Source organism: Brevundimonas sp. (assembly GCF_041919755.1).
Taxonomy (GTDB): domain Bacteria; phylum Pseudomonadota; class Alphaproteobacteria; order Caulobacterales; family Caulobacteraceae; genus Brevundimonas.
This window is the reverse complement of the sequence record NZ_JAYRTD010000002.1, coordinates 335,479-354,853: the sequence shown is the minus strand read 5'-3', so window position 1 is coordinate 354,853 and position 19,375 is coordinate 335,479. Positions and strand designations below refer to the sequence as shown.

General features: G+C 65.8%; 21 protein-coding genes. 15 read left to right on the top strand and 6 right to left on the bottom strand.

Annotated features, from left to right (window positions below):
- Positions 1-9: 9 nt before the first annotated feature.
- Positions 10-870, bottom strand: a complete 861-nt coding sequence (locus ACE3TH_RS04570; RefSeq protein WP_374597777.1) for a DUF817 domain-containing protein — start codon at positions 868-870, stop codon at positions 10-12.
- 133 nt (positions 871-1,003) lie between these two features.
- Here ACE3TH_RS04570 and ACE3TH_RS04565 point away from each other — a divergent pair, with 133 nt between their 5' ends.
- Positions 1,004-1,489: a DUF3429 domain-containing protein gene (locus ACE3TH_RS04565; protein ID WP_374597775.1), complete on the top strand. Its 486-nt coding sequence runs from the start codon at positions 1,004-1,006 to the stop codon at positions 1,487-1,489.
- A 13-nt stretch (positions 1,490-1,502) separates the two neighbouring features.
- On the opposite strand, the gene queF is transcribed toward ACE3TH_RS04565, so the two are convergent.
- A complete protein-coding gene (queF, locus tag ACE3TH_RS04560) occupies positions 1,503-1,964 on the bottom strand; it encodes a preQ(1) synthase (protein WP_374597773.1) in 462 nt (153 codons plus the stop codon).
- 211 nt (positions 1,965-2,175) lie between these two features.
- Between queF and ACE3TH_RS04555 the strand changes: the two genes are divergently transcribed.
- From ACE3TH_RS04555 to ACE3TH_RS04535, 5 genes are all read left to right on the top strand, one after another.
- Positions 2,176-3,108 (top strand): NAD(P)H-dependent flavin oxidoreductase, encoded by a 933-nt coding sequence (locus ACE3TH_RS04555; protein WP_374597771.1) that lies wholly within the window; start codon positions 2,176-2,178, stop codon positions 3,106-3,108.
- Between the two features lie 33 nt (positions 3,109-3,141).
- Positions 3,142-3,858: a porin gene (locus ACE3TH_RS04550; RefSeq protein ID WP_374597769.1), complete on the top strand. Its 717-nt coding sequence runs from the start codon at positions 3,142-3,144 to the stop codon at positions 3,856-3,858.
- Between the two features lie 35 nt (positions 3,859-3,893).
- Positions 3,894-4,118: a hypothetical protein gene (locus ACE3TH_RS04545; protein ID WP_296167906.1), complete on the top strand. Its 225-nt coding sequence runs from the start codon at positions 3,894-3,896 to the stop codon at positions 4,116-4,118.
- A 150-nt stretch (positions 4,119-4,268) separates the two neighbouring features.
- Positions 4,269-4,481, top strand: coding sequence for a cold-shock protein (locus tag ACE3TH_RS04540; RefSeq protein WP_292174519.1), 213 nt, complete (start codon positions 4,269-4,271; stop codon positions 4,479-4,481).
- Positions 4,482-4,697: 216 nt separating this feature from the next.
- Positions 4,698-5,291: a fasciclin domain-containing protein gene (locus ACE3TH_RS04535; protein WP_374597767.1), complete on the top strand. Its 594-nt coding sequence runs from the start codon at positions 4,698-4,700 to the stop codon at positions 5,289-5,291.
- A gap of 34 nt (positions 5,292-5,325) precedes the next feature.
- On the opposite strand, the gene ACE3TH_RS04530 is transcribed toward ACE3TH_RS04535, so the two are convergent.
- Genes ACE3TH_RS04530 through ACE3TH_RS04520 form a run of 3 tightly spaced genes read right to left on the bottom strand, consistent with a single transcriptional unit; the run spans position 5,326 to position 8,698 of the window.
- A complete protein-coding gene (locus tag ACE3TH_RS04530) occupies positions 5,326-6,492 on the bottom strand; it encodes a cystathionine gamma-synthase (protein WP_374597765.1) in 1,167 nt (388 codons plus the stop codon).
- Positions 6,489-7,292 (bottom strand): alpha/beta hydrolase family protein, encoded by an 804-nt coding sequence (locus tag ACE3TH_RS04525; RefSeq protein ID WP_374597763.1) that lies wholly within the window; start codon positions 7,290-7,292, stop codon positions 6,489-6,491. Before ACE3TH_RS04525 ends, ACE3TH_RS04530 begins: the two co-directional genes overlap by 4 nt.
- A 2-nt stretch (positions 7,293-7,294) precedes the next feature.
- Positions 7,295-8,698: a pyridoxal-phosphate dependent enzyme gene (locus tag ACE3TH_RS04520; protein WP_374597761.1), complete on the bottom strand. Its 1,404-nt coding sequence runs from the start codon at positions 8,696-8,698 to the stop codon at positions 7,295-7,297.
- 117 nt (positions 8,699-8,815) lie between these two features.
- On the opposite strand from ACE3TH_RS04520, the gene rnr reads away from it, so the two are divergent.
- Positions 8,816-11,149, top strand: a complete 2,334-nt coding sequence (gene rnr, locus ACE3TH_RS04515) for a ribonuclease R (RefSeq protein ID WP_374597759.1) — start codon at positions 8,816-8,818, stop codon at positions 11,147-11,149.
- 1 nt (position 11,150) lies between these two features.
- Here the strand turns inward: rnr and ACE3TH_RS04510 are convergent, their stop codons facing one another.
- Positions 11,151-11,831, bottom strand: a complete 681-nt coding sequence (locus tag ACE3TH_RS04510) for a Pr6Pr family membrane protein (protein ID WP_374597757.1) — start codon at positions 11,829-11,831, stop codon at positions 11,151-11,153.
- Positions 11,832-11,879: 48 nt separating this feature from the next.
- On the opposite strand from ACE3TH_RS04510, the gene ACE3TH_RS04505 reads away from it, so the two are divergent.
- The 8 genes from ACE3TH_RS04505 to ACE3TH_RS04470 are packed head-to-tail and all read left to right on the top strand — an operon-like array spanning position 11,880 to position 19,310.
- Positions 11,880-12,593 carry an NUDIX domain-containing protein gene (locus ACE3TH_RS04505; RefSeq protein WP_374597755.1) on the top strand — a complete coding sequence of 238 codons (714 nt, stop codon included), beginning with the start codon at positions 11,880-11,882 and terminating at the stop codon, positions 12,591-12,593.
- Between the two features lie 4 nt (positions 12,594-12,597).
- A complete protein-coding gene (locus ACE3TH_RS04500; RefSeq protein WP_374597753.1) occupies positions 12,598-13,011 on the top strand; it encodes a DUF5990 family protein in 414 nt (137 codons plus the stop codon).
- A 51-nt stretch (positions 13,012-13,062) separates the two neighbouring features.
- On the top strand, positions 13,063-14,058 hold the full coding sequence (locus ACE3TH_RS04495; RefSeq protein WP_374597751.1) for a 3-oxoacyl-[acyl-carrier-protein] synthase III C-terminal domain-containing protein: 996 nt from the start codon (positions 13,063-13,065) through the stop codon (positions 14,056-14,058).
- The gene (locus ACE3TH_RS04490; RefSeq protein WP_374597749.1) at positions 14,055-15,041 is read left to right on the top strand and encodes an NAD-dependent epimerase/dehydratase family protein; all 987 of its coding nucleotides are present in this window, start codon (positions 14,055-14,057) and stop codon (positions 15,039-15,041) included. Before ACE3TH_RS04495 ends, ACE3TH_RS04490 begins: the two co-directional genes overlap by 4 nt.
- 53 nt (positions 15,042-15,094) lie before the next feature.
- Positions 15,095-15,886, top strand: a complete 792-nt coding sequence (locus tag ACE3TH_RS04485; protein ID WP_374597748.1) for an MBL fold metallo-hydrolase — start codon at positions 15,095-15,097, stop codon at positions 15,884-15,886.
- The gene (locus tag ACE3TH_RS04480; protein WP_374597746.1) at positions 15,873-17,135 is read left to right on the top strand and encodes a cell division protein FtsA; all 1,263 of its coding nucleotides are present in this window, start codon (positions 15,873-15,875) and stop codon (positions 17,133-17,135) included. The genes ACE3TH_RS04485 and ACE3TH_RS04480 overlap by 14 nt, the downstream gene beginning before the upstream one ends.
- Positions 17,128-18,300: an ATP-dependent carboxylate-amine ligase gene (locus ACE3TH_RS04475; RefSeq protein WP_374597744.1), complete on the top strand. Its 1,173-nt coding sequence runs from the start codon at positions 17,128-17,130 to the stop codon at positions 18,298-18,300. The genes ACE3TH_RS04480 and ACE3TH_RS04475 overlap by 8 nt, the downstream gene beginning before the upstream one ends.
- Positions 18,297-19,310 carry a Rieske 2Fe-2S domain-containing protein gene (locus ACE3TH_RS04470; protein WP_374597742.1) on the top strand — a complete coding sequence of 338 codons (1,014 nt, stop codon included), beginning with the start codon at positions 18,297-18,299 and terminating at the stop codon, positions 19,308-19,310. Before ACE3TH_RS04475 ends, ACE3TH_RS04470 begins: the two co-directional genes overlap by 4 nt.
- Positions 19,311-19,375 lie beyond the last annotated feature (65 nt).

The following is a 19,375-nucleotide window of genomic DNA, read 5'->3' as shown; positions in this document are numbered from 1 at the left end:
GCCTCAAATCTAAGCGTCTGGCTCACGTTCAGGCTTGTGCACGATCGAGACCAGAACGATGGAGATGATCATCAGCAGGAACCAGCTGCCCAGCTTCTCCAGCCCCACCATTTCCCATCCCGCCTCCTGCCCCGGATAGGCCCAGGCGCGACCGAAGGTGGCCAGGTTCTCGGCGAACCAGATGAACAGGGCGACCAGGAAATAGCCCAGCAGAAGCGGCATGCCCCGCCGCGCCCGATCCGCTGTGAAGTAGAACCAGCCGGGCCCAAACAGCAGGGCCGTCGCGACAAACAGGGCGATCCGCACGTCCGGCAGCCAGTGATGGGAAAAGAAGTTGACGTAGATCGCCGCCGCCAGCAGCCAGGTTGTCCACATCGGCGGATAGCGCCGCACCCGGATGTGAAAGATGCGCTGGACCCGCGCGATATAGCTGCCGACCGCCGCATACATGAAGCCCGAGAACAGCGGCACCATCCCGATGCGCAGGACGCTGTCCTCCGGATAGACCCAGGAGCCGTGATACGTCTTGAACAGTTCCATGATCGTGCCGGCGATGTGGAACAGGAAGATGACCCGCGCCTCCTCCCAGCTTTCCAGTTTGAAGATGAGCATGCCCGCCTGGATGGCCAGCGCCCCGACGACCAGAAAATCATAGCGGCTGACTGCGGCTTCATCCGGCCACAGCAGAAAGGTGCCGACGATCATGACCAGCATCAGCCCGCCGAACAGACAGGCCCACGCCTGTTTGAAGCCAAACATCAGGAACTCGAAGCCATAGCGGCTCCAGGCGGCGCGGTCGGCCTGCGCCTTGACCCGCTCCAGCCAGTGGCGACCCCAGGTTTCCAGCGGAAGGCGGCGCGATGTGGTCATCAGCCGAAGCTAAGCCGATGACCGGATGCTCCGATAGCCGGGCGGGCAAAAAACATGGGCAGTTCGCCCGGTCTAGGCCAAGATGCGTGAGGAGCGAGCCATCGGGCACCGCAACAGCGCAGCCGGAAAGACCATGTCACGTCGTGAAGACCCAGACCCCGCCGCCCTGCCTCGCCTGGCCTTCGGTCTTGGCTACGCCGGTCTGATGCCGCAGATCGCTGCCCTGGGTCTGATCTTGGCCGGCGGGCCGGAGTGGCGGTTCATGGCGTTTAGCGCGGCCTTTGCCTATGCCGCGCTGATCTACAGCTTTCTGGGCGGAGTGTGGTGGGGGCTATCCGCGCGCTCGCCCGCTGATGCACCCCGCTGGATATGGATTGTCAGCGTGCTGCCGTCCTTGATCGCCTTGGCCTGCGCGTGGCCTTGGGCGGTCGGAGGCGACTGGCCGGGGCCGTCGCTCGTGGTTCTCGGGATTGCGATCATGTCGAGCATTCTCGTCGATCTCGCTCTTTCCCGCGCAGGGATGACACCCGCACGTTGGCTGTCGCTCAGGTTGCCGCTTTCCCTGGGGCTGGGTGGGCTGACTTTGGCCGCTGGCTTTGCAACCACCTTGGCTGGCTGACGCGCGTTGGTTGCTATCCCCGCCCGCGGTATGTGGGCACGCCCTGGTCGGGCAGCCACAGGCCATCGGGCGCGGGTCCGGTCTGCCAGAACACGTCGATCGGGATGCCGCCACGCGGGTACCAGTAGCCGCCGATGCGCAGCCATTTCGGCTGCAACAGGTCGGCCAGCCGCTTGCCGATGGCGACGGTGCAGTCCTCGTGGAAGGCCCCGTGGTTGCGGAAGCTGGTCAGGTAGAGCTTCAGGCTCTTCGACTCGACCAGCCAGTCGCCGGGCGCATAGTCGATGACGATATGGGCAAAGTCCGGCTGGGACGTAACCGGACACAGACTGGTGAACTCCGGTGCCGTAAACCGCGCCAGATAGAGCGTGTCCGGATGCGGATTGGGCACCCGCTCCAGCACCGCAGTCTCAGGGCTGGCCGGGGCGGCGATCATCTGGCCGAGTTGCGACAAGGAGGAGGTGTCTGTAGTCATGGCCCGTCCTACCGCCTTCGTGTCCGCCCGTCACGCCTGCAGTCATCGGCAATACGTCCGCGATTGACGCAAGCATGCGTTAGAAATCTCCTTGCCGACGTCGAGGATGGCACAAGTGGACTGAGTGGACCGAGTGGACTCTCTTTTTCGCATTTGCCTTCCCCCGCGACAGCCCGCTATCCGTCGTCAAAGACAACCGAGGGGAAACGTCATGGCCATTCCGGCGTCGCTGCAAAAGGGTCTGAAGCTGCCGGTGATCGCGGCGCCCATGTTCCTGGTTTCCGGGCCGGATCTGGTGGTCGAGACCTGCAATGCCGGGGCGATCGGCACCTTTCCCTCGCTGAACCAGCGCACAACCGAGGGCTATCGGGAGTGGCTGCAGGACATCAAGAGCCGGCTGAAGCCTGACGCCGCCGCCTTCGGCGTCAACCACATCGTGCATCCGACCAATCCGCGCCTGATGGCCGACATGATGGTGTCGGTCGAGGAGAAGGTGCCGCTGATCATCACCTCGCTGGGGGCCGTGCGCGACGTGGTCGAGGCGGTGCACGGCTATGGCGGGGTAGTGTTCCATGACATCGCCAATGTGCGTCATGCGCGAAAGGCCGCCGAGGCCGGGGTCGATGGCCTCATTCTGGTGGCCAATGGCGCGGGCGGGCATGCCGGGGTGGTCAATCCGTTCGCCCTGATCAACGAGGTGCGCGAGTTCTTTGACGGCACGATCCTGCTGTCCGGCTGTCTGTCGACGGGTCAGGACGTGGCGGGCGCGCTGATGCTGGGGGCTGACTTCGCCTATATGGGCACCCGCTTCATCTCCACGACCGAGTCCTCTGCCCAGGCCGAGTACAAGCAGATGGTGATCGACAGCGGCGCGACCGACATCACCTATACACCTGCGGTCTCGGGCATTCCGGCCAACTTCATGACCAAATCGCTGCTGGACAACGGCATCGATCCCAAGACCCTGCCCGAGCACAAGCTGGACATGGGCGAGGAGGCCCGTGCCTGGAAGACCGTCTGGTCGGCGGGCCAAGGCTCCGGCTCGGTTCATGACGTCGTTCCAGCGGGGGAGCTGGTCGCTCGCCTAACGTCGGAATTCCATCAGGCCACGGCACAATTCGCCAAGGCGACCGCTTTCATCTAGGAACCCGACGCCTCTTATCGCGTCTGGTGCCTCATGATCCGTTCCGTCTTCGCCGCTGCCCTCCTGACAGCCGTCGCCGTCCCTGCCCTGGCTCAGGAGGCCGCGCCGGACGACATCCTCGCCAATACCGGTTCGAATCCCTGGAGCTTCGCTTTCGGCGCGGCGACAGACAACCGATCCAAGGAAGCCTCCAAGTCGGACGGCAATCCCTTCGTCTGGGGCGAGGCTGTCTGGGAGAGCGCCGACGGCTTCTTCTACGCGGGCCCGGCTTTCGAGACGATCGACAGCTCGACCGGCTCCAACCTGGAAACCGAGGTCGGTGTCGGCATCCGGCCTCAGTTTGCCGGCTTCGACCTGGATCTGAATGCCACCCACAAATGGCAGATCGACGCCGATCCGGATGCTGACGATGACGCCTGGGAGTTCACCGCCGATGTATCGCGCTCCATCGGTCCGGCGGGTGCTCGCGTGCGCCTGCAGCATTCGCCGGACGGCACGGGCTCGACCGAGGCCTGGACCTGGTATGAGGCGCGCCTCAGCTGGGATTTCACCGACAAACTGTCCGGATCGACCGCCATCGGTCGACGCGAACAGGACAACAACATCGACTACACCGGCTGGAACGCAGGCTTTACCTATGCCCTGACCCGCAACCTCGAGGCAGACCTGCGCTGGCACGCGACCGACGCCGATGTGCCGGGTGAACAGTACAAGGACGGCCTGGTCTTCGGCATCTCCGCCGCCTTCTGATCTCGCTTTCTGGCACGGCGGGCCTATATTGGGGGATGAGCAATCTGCGCCCCACCACACTCGAACGTGCCTATACCCTAGCCCGCAGCGGCAGCTGCCGCACCGTCAGCGAGATCAAACAGGCCCTGTCGGCCGAAGGATACGAGCGTATCCAGGACTCGCTTTACGGCCCGACCCTGACCTCGGCCCTGCGCAAGCTGTGCCAGGAAAACTACATCGCGACACCGCAGGACGAGACCCCGGACGAAGCCCCGGCTTGATTTCACGGGGCCGACCCGTCATGATCGTAGCCGTCGATCTTACTGCGTAACGCCACCCTCTGCTTTCGCACCGAGGTCCAGCCGCTCCCATACAGACCCGACAGGCCTTCAGGGATGTTCCCTGCGGCCAACGCCAGAAGGAGGTCTATTATGGCTACCGGCACCGTGAAATGGTTCAACTCCACCAAGGGCTACGGCTTCATCCAGCCCGACGACGGCGGCAAGGACGTGTTCGTGCACATCTCGGCCGTCGAACAGGCCGGTCTGCGTGGTCTCGATGAGAACCAGAAAATTTCCTACGAAATCGAGCGCGACAAGCGTTCGGGCAAGGAATCGGCTGGTCAACTCAAGACCGAGGGCTGAACCCTTCGCGTTGATCTGATCGACGCGCGATTTCGAGCGGCGGCGAGGGCAAAGGCCTTCGCCGCCGTTTCGTAGGTGGCCTGAAACACCAATCTGTCGATCAGGTTCCATCCTGTGGCCAGTGGTCGCGATCTGCCGGTTTGTTGCATCTCGATGGTACGCTGGCGCGTCTCTTCACTCGCAGCCGCAACGACGGCTGGTTCAGGAGAGACTTCGATGACCTTCAAGATCACCCGTACCGCCCTCATCGCCGCCTTCGCCGCAGGATCGCTGGCTACGGCCGCACATGCCTCCGGCGATATCGTCAGCGCCTCGTCCGTTGCTCAGGACCCCGTCACCGTCGGCGGCGCGCCCATGTATGCCAACAAGACGATTGTCGAAAACGCCGCCAATTCCGCCGATCACACCACCTTGGTCGCCGCCGTGACGGCAGCAGGTCTGGCCGAGACCCTGTCGGGACCGGGTCCGTTCACGGTGTTCGCCCCTACCAATGCCGCCTTCGCCAAACTGCCGGCAGGCACGGTGGACACCCTGGTTCTGCCGGAAAACCGTGAGACCCTGACCAAGATCCTGACCTATCATGTCGTGCCCGGTCGACTGGCAGCGGCTGACGTTCTTGCCGCCATTCAAGCCGGTGGAGGCAGTGCAGCCCTGACGACCGTCTCGGGCGATACACTGACTGCCTCCTTGCGCGGCGATCAGGTCATCCTGACCGACGAAAAGGGTGGCGTGGCGACCGTGACCCAGGCCGACGTGTTCCAGTCGAATGGCGTGATCCACGTCACTGACACCGTCTCGATGCCCAACTGACGCGTTGTGCGAGGGGCTGCAAAGCCCCTCGCCTTCAGCCGAGCGCCTGATCCAGATCGGCGATCAGGTCCTCAACCTCTTCCACACCAACCGACAGGCGGATCAGATTGTCGGTGACCCCGCCGGCCTCTCGCACCTCCCTAGGCACAGAGGCATGGGTCATGATGGCCGGGTGATTGACCAGGCTTTCGACGCCGCCCAGCGACTCGGCCAAGGTGAAGACCTGCACCCGCTCCAGCACCTGGCGCGTCCGCGCCAGGTCGCCGTCGAGGATCACCGTCACCATGCCGCCGAACCGCCCGTTCATCTGACGCGCGGCCAGCTCGTGCTGAGGATGGGTGATCAGGCCGGGATAGATGACCTGGGCCACGCCAGATTTGCGATCTTCCAGCCAGCGGGCGACGGCCAGAGCATTGTCGTTGTGGGCCTTCATGCGCAGACCCAAAGTCTTGAGCCCACGATTGGCCAGAAAGGCGTCAAACGGCCCCATCACGCCGCCGATGGAGTTCTGCAGGAACTTGATCTCTTTCGCCAACTCCGCATTCGCCGTGACCAGCGCCCCGCCGATGATGTCCGAGTGGCCGTTCAGATACTTGGTCGCCGAATGCATGACGACGTCGGCCCCGAGAGCCAGCGGCTGCTGGCTGAAAGGCGTGGCGAAGGTGTTGTCGACGACCAGCAGAATGTCCCGCGACTTGGCGATCGCCGACAGGGCGGCGATATCGGCCAGCTTCATCATCGGATTGGTGGGGGTCTCGACCCACAGCATCTTGGTCTTCGGCGTGATGGCGGCCTCGACGGCGTCCAGGTCGCTCAGATCGACATAGGCAAAATCCAGTCCCATCGAACGGCGGCGAACACGCTCGAACAGACGCCATGACCCGCCGTACAAATCGTCGCCCGTGACGACGTGCGACCCGGCATCCAGCAGTTCCAGTGCCGTCGAGGTCGCCGCCATTCCGCTGGCAAAGCCGAAGCCGTGGGTTCCGCCTTCCAGGTCGGCCAGGCACGCCTCGAAGGCTTCGCGCGTCGGGTTCTTGCCCCGCGCATACTCATAACCCTTGTTCACGCCCGGGCTTTCCTGGGCGTAGGTCGAGGTGGCGTAGATCGGGGTCATGACCGCGCCTGTGGTCGGGTCCGGACGCTGACCGGCGTGGATGGCGCGGGTGGAGAAGCCCTGGGCGTTCTTGAGCGTAGTCACTGGATATCCTCGTTTTCGTCTGGACTGGAGACATCCTGCTCCAAGAAGGTGCGCGTCCGGCTCATGACTGAGCACCAGGTCGGCAAGTCATACTGATGACCGTCGAAGTCCAGAGCCTGAACCTCGACCTCGACCCCTCGCTGCCGTAGGCCGTCGGCCATGGCCAGGCTGGCGCGTACCGGAACGGCTTCATCGCTCCGGGCATGCAGCACCAGAGCCGCGACGTCACGGCCCTCGAACGAGACGTCCGCCGAGCCGCCCCCCGCTGCCAGGATCATGCGCCGAACGGGACTGTCCGGAACCGCCGCCGCGCTGACGGCCACCCCGGCACCGCGCGAATATCCCCAAAGCGCCACACGGCCGCGATCCACGCCGGGGCGCGTCTGAAGCTCGCTGAGTGCATCAAGCGCCACCTGTCGCCACGCCCGTGCCGTGACAGTGCGGCGCGTGGGGTCCGGTGCGGCCGCGTCGAAATAGGCCGGCAGAAGGACGTGATAGCCCCGCGACGCCAGCTGGATGGCGTGCGCGTCGAACAGGATGGAGTTCATTTCGAACCCTGTACCGCCGTGCAGCAAGACCATGCCCAGACCATTGGGCGTGCCGCGCGGCGCATACAGATAGGCACGGATCGCACGCCCCCGGCTGTTGAAAGTGATCGACTGACGCGAGGCCAGGACCTGCACATCGTCCGCACAGCCGGGGATGCCGACCTGTGGCGGGATCTGGCTCGGCTGCGCATGGCCGGGCGATGCGCCTGCAGACGCCACCGCCAGGACCGCCGCGATCGGCGCCGCCCGCACGACTACCGGTTCAGGCTGAGGTGATTGATCAGGTCGACCCGCGCGATCAGGCCGACGAACTGCTCGCCGTCCAGAACCAGCGCTACTCGATCGCGGTCAAACAGGGGGATTAGCGCTTCAAGCGGCTCGCCCACCTGCACCGTGTCCAGATCGCGTGTCATGACTTCGCCGACCGGCTTGGCGAAACGGGCCTGGCGGGTAATCTCGTCGGTATTCATGACTTGGACGATGTCGCTCTCGTCCAGAATGCCGATCAGGCGGCCGTCCTGAATGATCGGCAGTTGCGAGACGTCGGCCCCGCGCATCCGCTTGAAGGCTGTATCAAGGGTGTCGTTCGGCCCGGCCACGACAACATCGCCTTTCGCGTACTTGCGCGTGATCAGGTCCGACAGGTCGCCATTTAGCTCGCGTTCGCCCAACCCCTGATCTGCCAGCCAGGCATCGTTATAGACCTTGGACAGATACTTCGCCCCGGTATCGCAGACGAAGGTCACGACGCGTTTGGGCTCGGTCTGTTCGCGGCACCAGCGCAGGGCGGCGGCGATCAGTGTGCCGGATGACGATCCGGCCAGGATGCCTTCCTTCAGCAGCAGCTCGCGCACTGTCGCGATCGCCTCTGCGTCCGGGATGGAATAGGCCTTGTCAATCAGGCTCATGTCGGCCGTGTCGGGCACGAAATTCTGGCCGATACCCTCAACAGTATAGCTGCCGTCCGGTCCGGGCACGCCATCGTTGACGATGCCGGCCAGGACCGAGCCGACCGGGTCGGCCAGGATGATCTGGGCATTGGAGCCCTGGCTTTTCAGATACTGGGCCACGCCGGTGATCGTGCCGCCCGAGCCTATGCCGGCGACATAGGCGTCGATGTCGTGCCCCATCTGCTCCCAGATTTCCGGACCGGTCGTGCGGACATGGGCTTCGGAGTTGGCCTTGTTGGCGAACTGGTTGACGAAAAAGCCGCCCGGGATCTGCTGGGCCAGACGCTCCGCCATGTCCGTATAATATTCCGGGTGGCCATGATCGACGTCGGACCGCGTCAGCCGCACATCGGCCCCCATGGCGCGCAGATGCTGGATTTTTTCCTTGGACATCTTGTCCGGAATGACCAGAAGCACCTTATAGCCCTTGGCCTGCCCGACCAAGGTCAGCGCCAGACCCGTGTTGCCGGCCGTTGCCTCGACGATAGTGCCACCGGGCTTCAGATAGCCCTCCCGCTCCGCCGCATCGATCATCGACAGGGCAATACGGTCCTTGATCGAACCGCCGGGGTTCTGGGCCTCCAGCTTCAGGAACAGGCGGCAGGGGCCGGTGTCGATCTTGGTCACCTCCACCATCGGCGTCTTGCCGATCAGGTCCAGCAAGGAACCGGTCGGGCCGGACAGGACGGGCGTAGGGGCCAAAGACATTCAAAACTCCGAGGGACGTTCGCGCCGGAAGCTAGGCGCGCCCCCTCTTCACCACAACACGCCGCGCAAGATTTTGACCTCTCGAAGAGCGCCAAAGCGCGGTATCAAGGATTCCAAATGACAAAATCATTCAGCCGGCCCCCTGCCGGCCTCCCCGATCCGGACACCCTGCTGGCATTCCTGCGCGAAGCGGGCACGGCCGAGAAAACCGATATCGCCCGACACTTCGGCCTGAAGGGCCATGAGCGGCGCATGCTGCGCGAGATGATCCGCGAGCTGGAAGCCGCCGGCAGACTGGGCAAGCGCGGCCGCAAGGGCTTTGCCGAAGTCGGGGCCCTGCCCCCGGTCGGTGTGGCCGACGTCAGTGAGCGCGACAGTGACGGCGATCTGTATGTGCGGCTGGTCGAAGCGTCGGAGGATGCCCCCCACGCCGTCCTGGTGCCGGACAAGACGGGCAAGACGGGTCCCGCCGTTGGGCTGGGCGCGCGCGTCCTGGCCAAGTTCGAACGCGGGCCCGATGGCTGGGAAGCCCGGATCATCAAGGTGCTGGACACCGACACCAACCGCGTCCTGGGCGTCATCCGCAAATCGAACCGCGAGGTGCGGGTCGAGCCGGTCGACCGCCGATCCAAGGACGTGCTGTTCGTGCCGCCCGCCCAGGCCGGGAGCCTGAAGGATGGCGATCTGGTCTTCGCCTCCATTGAGAAAGGCGACCATCGCTATGGGCCCAAGCGCGGCAAGATTCTGGAGATCATCGGCCGCGAGGACGATCCCCGCGCCGCCTCCCTGATCGCCATCGCCGCCAACAAAGTGCCGATGGGCTTCTCCGAGGCGGTGGAGAAGGAGGCCGAGGATCAGGAACTGCCGTCGCTGAAGGGACGCGAGGATCTGCGCGACCTGCCGCTGATCACCATCGACCCGGCCGATGCGCGCGACCACGACGATGCCGTCTATGCGATGCGGGACGACGATCCGAAGAACCCCGACGGCTGGGTGGTGTGGGTCGCCATCGCCGACGTGGCCGCCTACGTCCGCCCCGGCACCAATCTGGACCGCGAGGCGCGCGACAAGGGCAACTCCACCTACTTTCCGGACCGCGTCGAGCCCATGCTGCCCGAACGGCTGTCGAACGGCCTGTGCAGCTTGAAGGAGGGCGAAAACCGCGCCTGCATGGCCGTGAGGATGATCTTCGACAAGGATGGGCGTAAGACCGGGCACAGGTTCGTGCGCGGCCTGATGCGCAGCCACGCCAAACTGTCCTACGAGCAGGCGCAAGGCGCCATCGACGGCCAACCTGACGACACGACCGGTCCCATCATGGACGCGATCCTGACACCGCTGTGGGCCGCCTATCACACCATGCTGAAGGGTCGTCTGAAACGCAGCCCGCTGGCCATCGAGAGCCCGGAGCGGCGCATCCGCATGACGCCGGACGGCCAGATCGCCTCCATCGAGCCGCGCGTCAGTCTGGAGGCTCACAGGCTGATCGAGGAGATGATGATCCAGGCCAATGTCTGTGCCGCCCAGACGCTGGAGCAGAAGCGCACGCCTCTGATCTATCGGGTCCACGAGACGCCCAGCCAGGAGAAGACTTTCAACCTGGCCGACTTCCTGCAGACCATCGGCAAGCCGTGGGACAAGGGACAAGCCCCGACCACGAAGCGACTGAACGCCCTGCTGGACGAGACCCGCGACGGGCCCCATGCCGAGGTCGTCAATGAAGTGGTCCTGCGGTCTCAGATGCAGGCTATCTATTCGCCCGACAACATCGGCCACTTCGGTCTGAACCTGGACAAGTATGCCCACTTCACCTCGCCGATCCGGCGCTACTCCGACCTGATCGTGCATCGGGGCCTGATCCGGGCGCTGAACCTGGGCAAGGACGGACTGACCGATCGCGAGATCGCCGAACTACCCGCCATCGCAGAACAGGTGACCCAGACCGAGCGGCGGTCGATGGCTGCCGAACGCGCCGCCATGGACCGCTACATGGCCGCCTTCCTGTCCGAGCGGGTCGGCGCAACCTTCACCGGACGGATCACCGGCGTGACGCGGTTCGGCCTGTTCATCCGTCTGGACGAAACGGGGGCCGACGGACTGGTGCCCGTATCGTCGCTGGGTGGCGAATATTTTCATCACGACGACAAGGCCCATGCCCTGGTCGGCGAACACAGCGGCCAGCGCTGGACACTGGGCCGCAATGTGGAGGTCAAGCTGCAGGAGGCCACGCCGATCACCGGTGGTCTGATGTTCGAAATGCTGTCCGACCCAGCTCCACGCGATCCCAGTGCGCCCGCTCCCCGGCTGGGCGTCCGGGCGCGCAGCCCGGGCGGCAACGGCTTTCCCAAGCGCGGTGCCAACCGACCCGGCGGACCAAAGCCACCCAAGGGCGGCCGCGGCGGCAAACCCTCCGGTGGTCTGAAAGGCGTGCGCAAGGGCAAGCGGAAATAGGCTAAGGGCGCTTTCGACTCATCATGCGATCCAGCACCAGCAGGACGGTCGTCCAGCACGCGAAAAGCAGTGTGATCTGCCCTACGACCAGGGCGATTTCGGTCGCGGTGCTCTTCGTGGGGTCAAGGAAAGGATAGGCATACTCCCCAGTGAGCGCTCCACGCGCGAGAGCGTAGGAGAAGTAGCCCAGAGGCCATGCTAGCCAGGCTGCCGCAAGGCGCCATCGCAACTCCCCCTTGGGAACGAACACAATCCAGAACAGCAATCCGCCCAGAGGTGTCACGCCGTGCAGCAGGATGTCCTCCACGGTCGATTGGCCCGGGATAAGCCTGCCGCCGATAAGCCAGAACCCGACGCCTACCGTCGCAATGGCTGCAATAGCCCAGCCAACGATGTGCGGGCGCGACAGGGTTGGCACCTGCAGCGCCACGCCCGTCATGACAACGGCGAGCAGCAGGTTGGATAGGTCCGTCAGGAAGCCCGCATTGATCCACAGCGCCTCAAGAACGTTGCCGTCCTGTCTTGCGGTCTCGGCAGCCAGGTAAATCCCGAGACCGATCCATGCGCTTAAGGCCAGCACACCAGCCGCGAGCCGCGCCGAGCTCGATAATCTCGTCATCGCCTTTCCCCAATCAACGGTATCCAATCGGCTTTCATCAAGCTTGGCAACTGGGCGGATCAAGACTGGGTCTGTCTTCTTTTCGGCAGCGCCTCGTGGCACGAAAGGTTTATGTCAACGGCTCAACCCTTCGATGCGCGACAAGACCTGGATGACGCGCCGCGCACTGGCGAACGCCAGCGCCCCAAAGATGCGGCGACCCTAATCCTTACCCGGGGCACATCCGGATCGACCGAGGTCCTGCTGGGGCGTCGCGCGCCGGGGCATGTGTTCATGGCGTCGAAATGGGTGTTTCCCGGCGGGCGTATCGAGCGGGCAGACTTCACCGCAGCATCGGCCACCGATCTGCCGCATCAGGACGCCGCCCGCCTGGCCCACGAAGGCAACGCGCGCCGCGCCCGCGCCCTGGCCCTGGCGGCGGTGCGGGAGACGTTCGAGGAGACGGGTCTGATGCTGGCAGAGCCTGCACCGGCAGCTTCCGTCGCCGGGCCATGGCGGGAGTTTCGCGCGGTCGGGGCCCTGCCCGATCTGGCGGCCCTGTCCTATGTCGCACGCGCGATCACGCCGCCGGGACGGACACGGCGGTTCGATGCCCGCTTCTTCATGGCGGATGCCGACGCTTTGCTGCATCCCGAGCCGACGGCCGGGTCGGGCGAACTGGACGAGATCGCTTGGCTACCTTTGGCAGAAGCCCGAGCCCTGGACCTGCCCGCGATCACCCGCTTTGTTCTTGGCGAGGTGGCAGAACGGCTGATCCAGCCCGGACGTCCCCTGCCCTTCGTGCGGATGGTTCGCGGCACCCACCATGTCGAGCATCAGGATTAAGCGCGTGGCCGATACGCCGATCACTCTGCGCCTGACCATCGCCGATCCAGTCGCGGGCCTGCACTACAGCCTGCAGGACAACAAGAATGCGCCAGTCGATGGGGTGATCGCAGGCGAAGGCCCCCTCTCCTTCGATGTGCCCGTCCGGTTGTCAGACGACGGACGGATGCTGGGGCCGTTCGTACGCACCGAGGGGCCGACGCGGCGGTTCGTCTACATCGCTATCGGCGGACAGGCAGGTGGCGAAGGGCTGGTTTTCAACCGCAGGGCCAAGATCGATGTGCACGACATTCCGAGTGACCTGCTGGCCCTGGCGAGGCAGGGCCAGGTCCTGGAGGCGGTGCTGCCCGGACGCGGCAGGGATGGTACCCCAACCTGCGCAACGGTGCGATCCGTCGAAGGCTGGCGTCAGGTCTGAACAGGTTGGTGCCGATAGACGCCGCCTGAGCCTCGGCGTAAGCCTGTTGCCATGACGCCGATGAACATCGTGGGTTACGGGGTCTATGCCCCGCGCGAGCGACGCCCTTCCGAAGCGCTGGATATCGTGTTCGGGCAACCCGCCGGCTGGACGCAGGACCAATTCGGGATCGCGGCGCGTGGCGTGGCAGCGGCTGACGAAACCACGTCAATGATGGGCACCGAAGCCGCCCGACGTGCCCTGGCCGATGCGGGCTGGGGCGAGGGCGAGTTCGACGTGCTGATTGGGGCCTGCGCGGTCATGGAGCAGCCTATTCCAGGCACCTCCATTCTGATCCAGCAGGCGCTCGGTCTGGGCAAGTCCGGCATCTGGGCCTTCGATGTGAACCAGACCTGCCTGTCCTTCGTGACGGCGCTGGACATCGCCGCCATGGGGTTCGCCACCGGCCGGTTCCGCCGCGCCCTGATCGTGGCCAGCGACATCGCCTCGGCCGGGCTGGACTGGGACACACCCGCGTCGGCGGCCATCTTCGGGGACGGCGCGGCGGCGATCTGCGTCGAGGCGACGGACGATCAGTCCGGCCCTTCCCTGCTGGCGCGCGCCTTCGAAACCTATGGAGAGGGCAAGGACCTGGCCACGCTCAGGTCCGGCGGCACCCGCATCCGTATCGATCACGGGCTGGAAGCCCTGAGCGATGGAGCCAAGTTCCACATGGACGCCTTCGGCATCTTCAAGGCCGCCGCGCGCTCCCTGCCCCACCTGATCGACCAAGTGCTGGGCGAAGCCGGGCTGACGCGCGAAACCGTCGATCTGGTCATCTGCCATCAGGCCAGCGCCCCGGGTGTCGAGCATGTGCGGCGGTTGATGGGCGGCGATCCCGCGCGGGTCGTCGACATCTTCGCCACCCACGGCAACCAGATCGCGGCCTCCCTGCCGACCGCTCTGGTCGAGGCCAAGCATCACGACCTGATCAAGCCTGGCGGCACCATTCTGATGCTGGGTACAGCCGCGGGGATCAGCGCGGCGGCCATGGTCCTGCGAACGTGAGACGGGCACTCGTCACCGGTGCGACGGGCGGGCTGGGCATCGCGCTGGTGCGCAACCTGCTGGACGCGGGCTATGCAGTCAGGGCGACCGGCCGCCAGCCTGCGGCCCTGGAGCGACTGGTGGATATGGGGGCCGAAACGGTCGCGGCTGATCTGCTGGACACCGATCTGGCTGCCCTTTGTGTCGAGCGCGACGTCGTCTTCCACGTGGCCGGCCTGTCCAGTCCCTGGGGCCCGGATCAGGCGTTCGACCTGGCCAATGTCGAGGCGACACGGCGGCTGCTTGCGGCGGCGCAGGTCGCAGGCGTCGGCAGTTTCGTCTTCGTCTCCTCGCCGTCCGTCTACGCCCGGTGGCGCGACCAGACCGGGCTGACCGAGGCCACGCCTTGGCCGGATCGGTCGCTGAATGCCTATGCCCGCACCAAGGGCGAAGGAGAGAAGCTCGTTCTGGCCGCCGACCGACCAGCTTTCCGCACCGTCGCCGTCCGCCCGCGCGCCCTGATCGGACCGGACGATACGGTTCTGCTGCCGCGCATCCTGCGGCTGGTGCGCAAGGGGCGTTTCCCGCTGTTTCGCAGGGGCGAGGCCCTAGTCGAACTGACCGACGTCCGCGATGGTGCTCGCGCCCTGATGCTGGCGGACCGGCACAGGGAGGTGGCGGGCGGTCAGGCGATAAACATCTCCGGCAGACAAGCCCTGCCCATCGCGACGCTGGTGAAGCGACTGGGCGACAGGCTGGATGTGCCGGTCCGGATCGTGCCCCTGCCGCTCTGGCTGGGACAGGCCGTGTCTGTCGTCTCCGACGCCGTCTGCCGCATCCTGCCGGGCCGTCCAGAGCCGATCCTGACGCCCTATACCCTGTCGACCCTGGCCTGGTCCCAAACGTTCGATCTGACCAAGGCGCGCAACTTGCTGGGCTATGAGCCGGAGTATGATGCGGTCGAGACGGCCCTGGCCATCGCGCCGGATATAGCCTCGCGGTGAAAGCCTGTCGCGTCCACATCCTGAGGGCCGGAGCGTGTCGGCACCCGGAGGCCATGACCCGCGAAGGCGCATCCTGGCGCAGTGTGGAGTTTCCGGCCCTGGTTGCCCTGATCCTGCACCCAGATGCCGGGCCGATCCTGTTCGACACCGGCTATGACCCCGCCTTCTTTTCGGCGACCCAGCCCTTTCCCGAGCGGTTCTATCGCTGGACGACGCCTGTCGATTTCCGACCGGAGGAAGCGGTCGCCGAACAGCTTCCTCGTTTCGGCGTCAGGCCCGAAGACGTCACCGCCATCGTCATTTCCCACTTCCACGGCGACCACGTCGCTGGACTGCATCGCTTCCCTAAGGCCGCCGTCCACTGCGCCCGGGCGGGAGCGGAACTTCTGGTGCGGGGCAACCGGCTGTCCCGTGTTCGCAAGGGTGTGCTCAGGGCCCTAGTCCCTGCCGATCTGGCCGACCGCGCCGTCTGGTTCGAGGACAGACCCCGCATCGCCCTTTCCGCTGATCTGGACCCTTTCGAGACGGGGGCGGACCTGCTGGGCGACGGCTCGCTGATCGCGGTTCCCCTGCCCGGTCACTGTCCCGGCCACTGGGGCCTGCTGGTGCGACAGGACGACGGTCGGATGCGGTTCCTGATCGGAGATGCGGCCTGGTCCAGCGGGGCTGTACGGGACGATGCGCCGCCGCCCAGATTGACCACCGGCCTGCTGGGCGACACCGAGGCCTGTCGCCGGACGCTGCACGACCTGCATCGGTTGTGGCATCGCAATCCCGACATCGCTGTCACCCCCTCGCACTGCAGCGAGGTCGCCCACGAGAGCGGTGGCCATGGATCAGCCTGACCGCAAGGCCATCGCCGCCGCCTGGCTGGACGCACGTTGGTCGGCGCTGACCCTGCGCCAACGCCGCGACGTGGAAGCCCGCCAGGCGCGGCTGTGGCGGCGCATGCAGCCCGTCGTCGCCGCAACGCCAGCCATCGCCCATCTGGCGGGTCAGCCGCTGAACCGGTTTCCGATCATGAGGCCACGAGACCTAAGGGCCAGATTCGCCGACTGGAATACGCTCGGGCTGACGCACGATCAGGCCGAGGCAGCGGCCCGTGACGCCGAGGCAGGGGGCGAAGTCGAGGTCGCCCCGGGTGTGGTAGCGGGATTTTCCACCGGCTCATCGGGGACGCCGGGCCTGTTCCTGAACAGCGGCACCGAGCGTGCCGCCTATCTCGGCCATCTGTTGGCGCGGCTGCTCCCGATGAGCGATCTGTTCAGGCCGCTGCGCATCGCCCTGTGCTTGCGGGCCGACAATCGGCTGTATCAGGATGTGGGCCGGACTGGCCGTATCCGCTTTCTGTTTGTAGGTCTGGGCGACGATCCGACCGCGCGGTTCGATCGCCTGAACGCCTTTCGCCCCGAAATCCTGATCGCCCCGCCCCATGTGTTGGCGGATCTGGCTCGGCGGACGCAGTCCCATGATCAGCCCTGGTCGCTGCGACGCCTGTTCTATGGAGCGGAGCCCATGGGCAAGGCCGAACGCGCCTGGATCGGGTCGGTGCTCGGGACCAGACCGGACCCGCTCTATCAGGCCACCGAGGGCTTTATTGCCGCGCCCTGTCGTCACGGCACACTGCACCTGAACGAGGATGTGCTGATCGTCGAGCGCGAGCCCGTGCCGGGCACGGACCGCTTCGTGCCTGTCGTGACCGATCTGCGCCGCACCAGCCAGCCCATGATCCGGGTTCGGCTGGGCGACCTGCTGCAGCCGATGGAGGGGCGCTGCGCCTGCGGGTCGGCGTTGACGGCCATCCATCCGGTCGAGGGCCGACTGGAAGATCTTTGGCGCTGGCCCGGCGTCACACTTCCACCGCGTGTCGTCGAGACTGCGGTCAGCATGGCGGTCGCGCCGGACATCGACTGGCGAGCCACGGCAAGTCGCGAAGGTGTATTGGTCGAAGCCGAGGGTGCGCAAATCGACACGGCAGCCGAAGCGCTCTCCCGACTGCTCACTGCGCACAACATCGACCGACCCGTCACTCCCCTGCCCCAAGCGCCTGTTCACGGCATCAAGCGCCGCCGCGTCCGGTGGTCCGATGCCTGAGCGGATTCTTGTCACCGGGGCTCGCGCCCCCGCCGCCCTCGACATCGCCCGCAGCCTCAAGGCCGCAGGGTTCGAGGTGCACATGGCCGACTGCGTGCCAGCCCGGATGGCGCGGTGGTCGAGTGCGGCGACAGCGGTCCATCGTCATGCCTCGCCGGTGCACCGACCTGCCAAGTTCGCCCAGGACATCCGCAGGCTCATCGACCGGATCGACCCGATCGCCGTCATCCCGACCTGCGAGGAGGTGTTCCACCTCGCGGCTGTCGCCAAGACCGACGGCTGGTCCGAAAAGCTGATCGCCCCGCCGTTCGAGACCCTGGCCACCCTGCATCACAAGGGCCGGTTCGCCGTGCTGTGCGATGAACTGGGTCTGCCCGTGCCAGACACGAACGTCGTCACCGATAGCGTCGGCCTGATGCGCGAGGCCTTGGGCGCAGATGTTGTCGTCAAACCCGCCTGGTCCCGATTTGGTAGCCAAGCCCTGATAAAGCCCGACGCGGCGGCGCTGGAGAGACTGCGACCCTCGCCGGAAGCCCCTTGGGTCGTGCAGTCTCGGGTGGAGGGCGAAGAAGTCAGCTTCTACGCCATCGCTCATGACGGCATACTGACAGCTTTCTCGGCCTATCGATCCGACTGGCGCACGCACGGCGGTGCAGCATACGTCTTCATACCGCTGGCCGAGCCGGTGTTCGAAAGACTGCGCGCAATGGCCCAGACCCTCGCCCGTTTTGTCCGCAAGGGCCAGTTCGCCTGCGACGCGATCGTCGATGAAGCGTGTCGGCCATGGTTGATCGAATGCAATCCGCGGGCGACCAGCGGGGTGCATTTGTTCGGGCGAAGCGCCGCATTAGGTCGGGCGCTGCTGGGCCGCGACATCGCTCGGCCAAGCCCCGGCCGCTGGCGCAACGGTATCATGCTCGACACCTTCGGGCTTGGCGACGCCCTGCGCGCGAAGCGGCTCACGGCGTGGCGCGACGAGCGTCGCCTTTCACACGATATCCTCTCGGCACCGCGCGACCCTCTACCCCCGCTCGGTGCCCTGCTGGATGCCGCCGGGTTCGGCCTGCGGGCTTTGGCATCAGGACACGGCCTTGCCGAGGCCATGACCGCCGATATCGAGTGGAACGGACAGCCGCTGACGCCTGCGCTATGGGAGAGGCCATGATACCTCTTCCCGCGAGCCTGAAATCCAGCTGGCAGATGGCGGCCCTGTCGCGCGAGGTGACGGCGAAGCCTCTGGCCCGGACCGTGTCGGGGGTGCCGCTGGTCCTGTTCAGAACCGCCGGAGGAGTCAGTGTCCTGATCGACCGCTGCCCCCATCGCAACTATCCGCTGTCGGAGGGGCGGCTGGTCGAGGGGGCGTTGCAATGCCCCTATCACGGCTGGCGGTTCGCGGGCGACGGAGCCTGCGTCGAGGTGCCGGGATGCGCTCTGACCGACGGTGAGTCGCAGCGGCTGGCGGCCACGCCGGTGGTGGTCATGGAGCAACATGGCGCGGTGCTGGTTCGGCTGGATGGCGACGCCACCGCGCCCCTGCCCGACCTGACCGACTGGGGTGCGGAGGGACACGATCACTTCTGGTGGTCGCAGGGGGTGTGGCGCGGACGGGCGCTGGATGCCCTGGAAAATGTGCTGGACCCCTTCCACACCAACTTCATCCACGACGGCATCATCCGGCGCAGCACGCGGCGGGTGCCGGTCAGGCTCAGCGTCGCCTCGGGCGAGGACTGGATCGAGTCCATCATTGAACAGCCCCAGCCGGACCTGGGCTGGATGTCGCGCCTGCTGGAGCCACCGCGCGATCGCAGCCGCACCCGCCTTCACGGCCCCACGACCGTCCAGGCGCGCTGGGAGGGTCCCAAGGGCCTGACTCTTTGCGTCACCGTCTTCTTTACCCCGGTCACCGAGACCAGCCTGATGCCCTTCGCCTGTTTCACGACGCCCAAGGGGCGCGGGCCAGGCTGGTTGAAGGAGCGGGCCATCCGCCTGTTTCTCGATCCCGTCGTGCGTCAGGACCGGCATGCCCTGGCCCGGCAACTGGACAATATCGAGCGGTTCGGCGCGCCGCGTTTCCAGCAAGGCCCCGGCGACCTGCTGGGCGCGCGCGTCGCACGATTGTTCAACGGCGAGCGGATCGAGCCCGGTTATGAGGGGCCGTTCGACCACCAGCTCTGAAATGTCACCGGTCTGTCATTAAGCAGTTGATTGCACACGGCCTCTCGACAGGCTCGTTTTCGCTT

What these genes read in the sequence shown, in the direction of transcription:
- ACE3TH_RS04570 (WP_374597777.1), bottom strand. Translation starts at nt 870, where the DNA reads ATGACCACATCGCGCCGCCTTCCGCTGGAAACCTGGGGTCGCCACTGG.
- ACE3TH_RS04565 (WP_374597775.1), top strand. Translation starts at nt 1,004, where the DNA reads ATGTCACGTCGTGAAGACCCAGACCCCGCCGCCCTGCCTCGCCTGGCC.
- queF (WP_374597773.1), bottom strand. Translation starts at nt 1,964, where the DNA reads ATGACTACAGACACCTCCTCCTTGTCGCAACTCGGCCAGATGATCGCC.
- ACE3TH_RS04555 (WP_374597771.1), top strand. Translation starts at nt 2,176, where the DNA reads ATGGCCATTCCGGCGTCGCTGCAAAAGGGTCTGAAGCTGCCGGTGATC.
- ACE3TH_RS04550 (WP_374597769.1), top strand. Translation starts at nt 3,142, where the DNA reads ATGATCCGTTCCGTCTTCGCCGCTGCCCTCCTGACAGCCGTCGCCGTC.
- ACE3TH_RS04545 (WP_296167906.1), top strand. Translation starts at nt 3,894, where the DNA reads ATGAGCAATCTGCGCCCCACCACACTCGAACGTGCCTATACCCTAGCC.
- ACE3TH_RS04540 (WP_292174519.1), top strand. Translation starts at nt 4,269, where the DNA reads ATGGCTACCGGCACCGTGAAATGGTTCAACTCCACCAAGGGCTACGGC.
- ACE3TH_RS04535 (WP_374597767.1), top strand. Translation starts at nt 4,698, where the DNA reads ATGACCTTCAAGATCACCCGTACCGCCCTCATCGCCGCCTTCGCCGCA.
- ACE3TH_RS04520 (WP_374597761.1), bottom strand. Translation starts at nt 8,698, where the DNA reads ATGTCTTTGGCCCCTACGCCCGTCCTGTCCGGCCCGACCGGTTCCTTG.
- rnr (WP_374597759.1), top strand. Translation starts at nt 8,816, where the DNA reads ATGACAAAATCATTCAGCCGGCCCCCTGCCGGCCTCCCCGATCCGGAC.
- ACE3TH_RS04505 (WP_374597755.1), top strand. Translation starts at nt 11,880, where the DNA reads ATGTCAACGGCTCAACCCTTCGATGCGCGACAAGACCTGGATGACGCG.
- ACE3TH_RS04495 (WP_374597751.1), top strand. Translation starts at nt 13,063, where the DNA reads ATGACGCCGATGAACATCGTGGGTTACGGGGTCTATGCCCCGCGCGAG.
- ACE3TH_RS04485 (WP_374597748.1), top strand. Translation starts at nt 15,095, where the DNA reads ATGACCCGCGAAGGCGCATCCTGGCGCAGTGTGGAGTTTCCGGCCCTG.
- ACE3TH_RS04480 (WP_374597746.1), top strand. Translation starts at nt 15,873, where the DNA reads ATGGATCAGCCTGACCGCAAGGCCATCGCCGCCGCCTGGCTGGACGCA.
- ACE3TH_RS04475 (WP_374597744.1), top strand. Translation starts at nt 17,128, where the DNA reads ATGCCTGAGCGGATTCTTGTCACCGGGGCTCGCGCCCCCGCCGCCCTC.
- ACE3TH_RS04470 (WP_374597742.1), top strand. Translation starts at nt 18,297, where the DNA reads ATGATACCTCTTCCCGCGAGCCTGAAATCCAGCTGGCAGATGGCGGCC.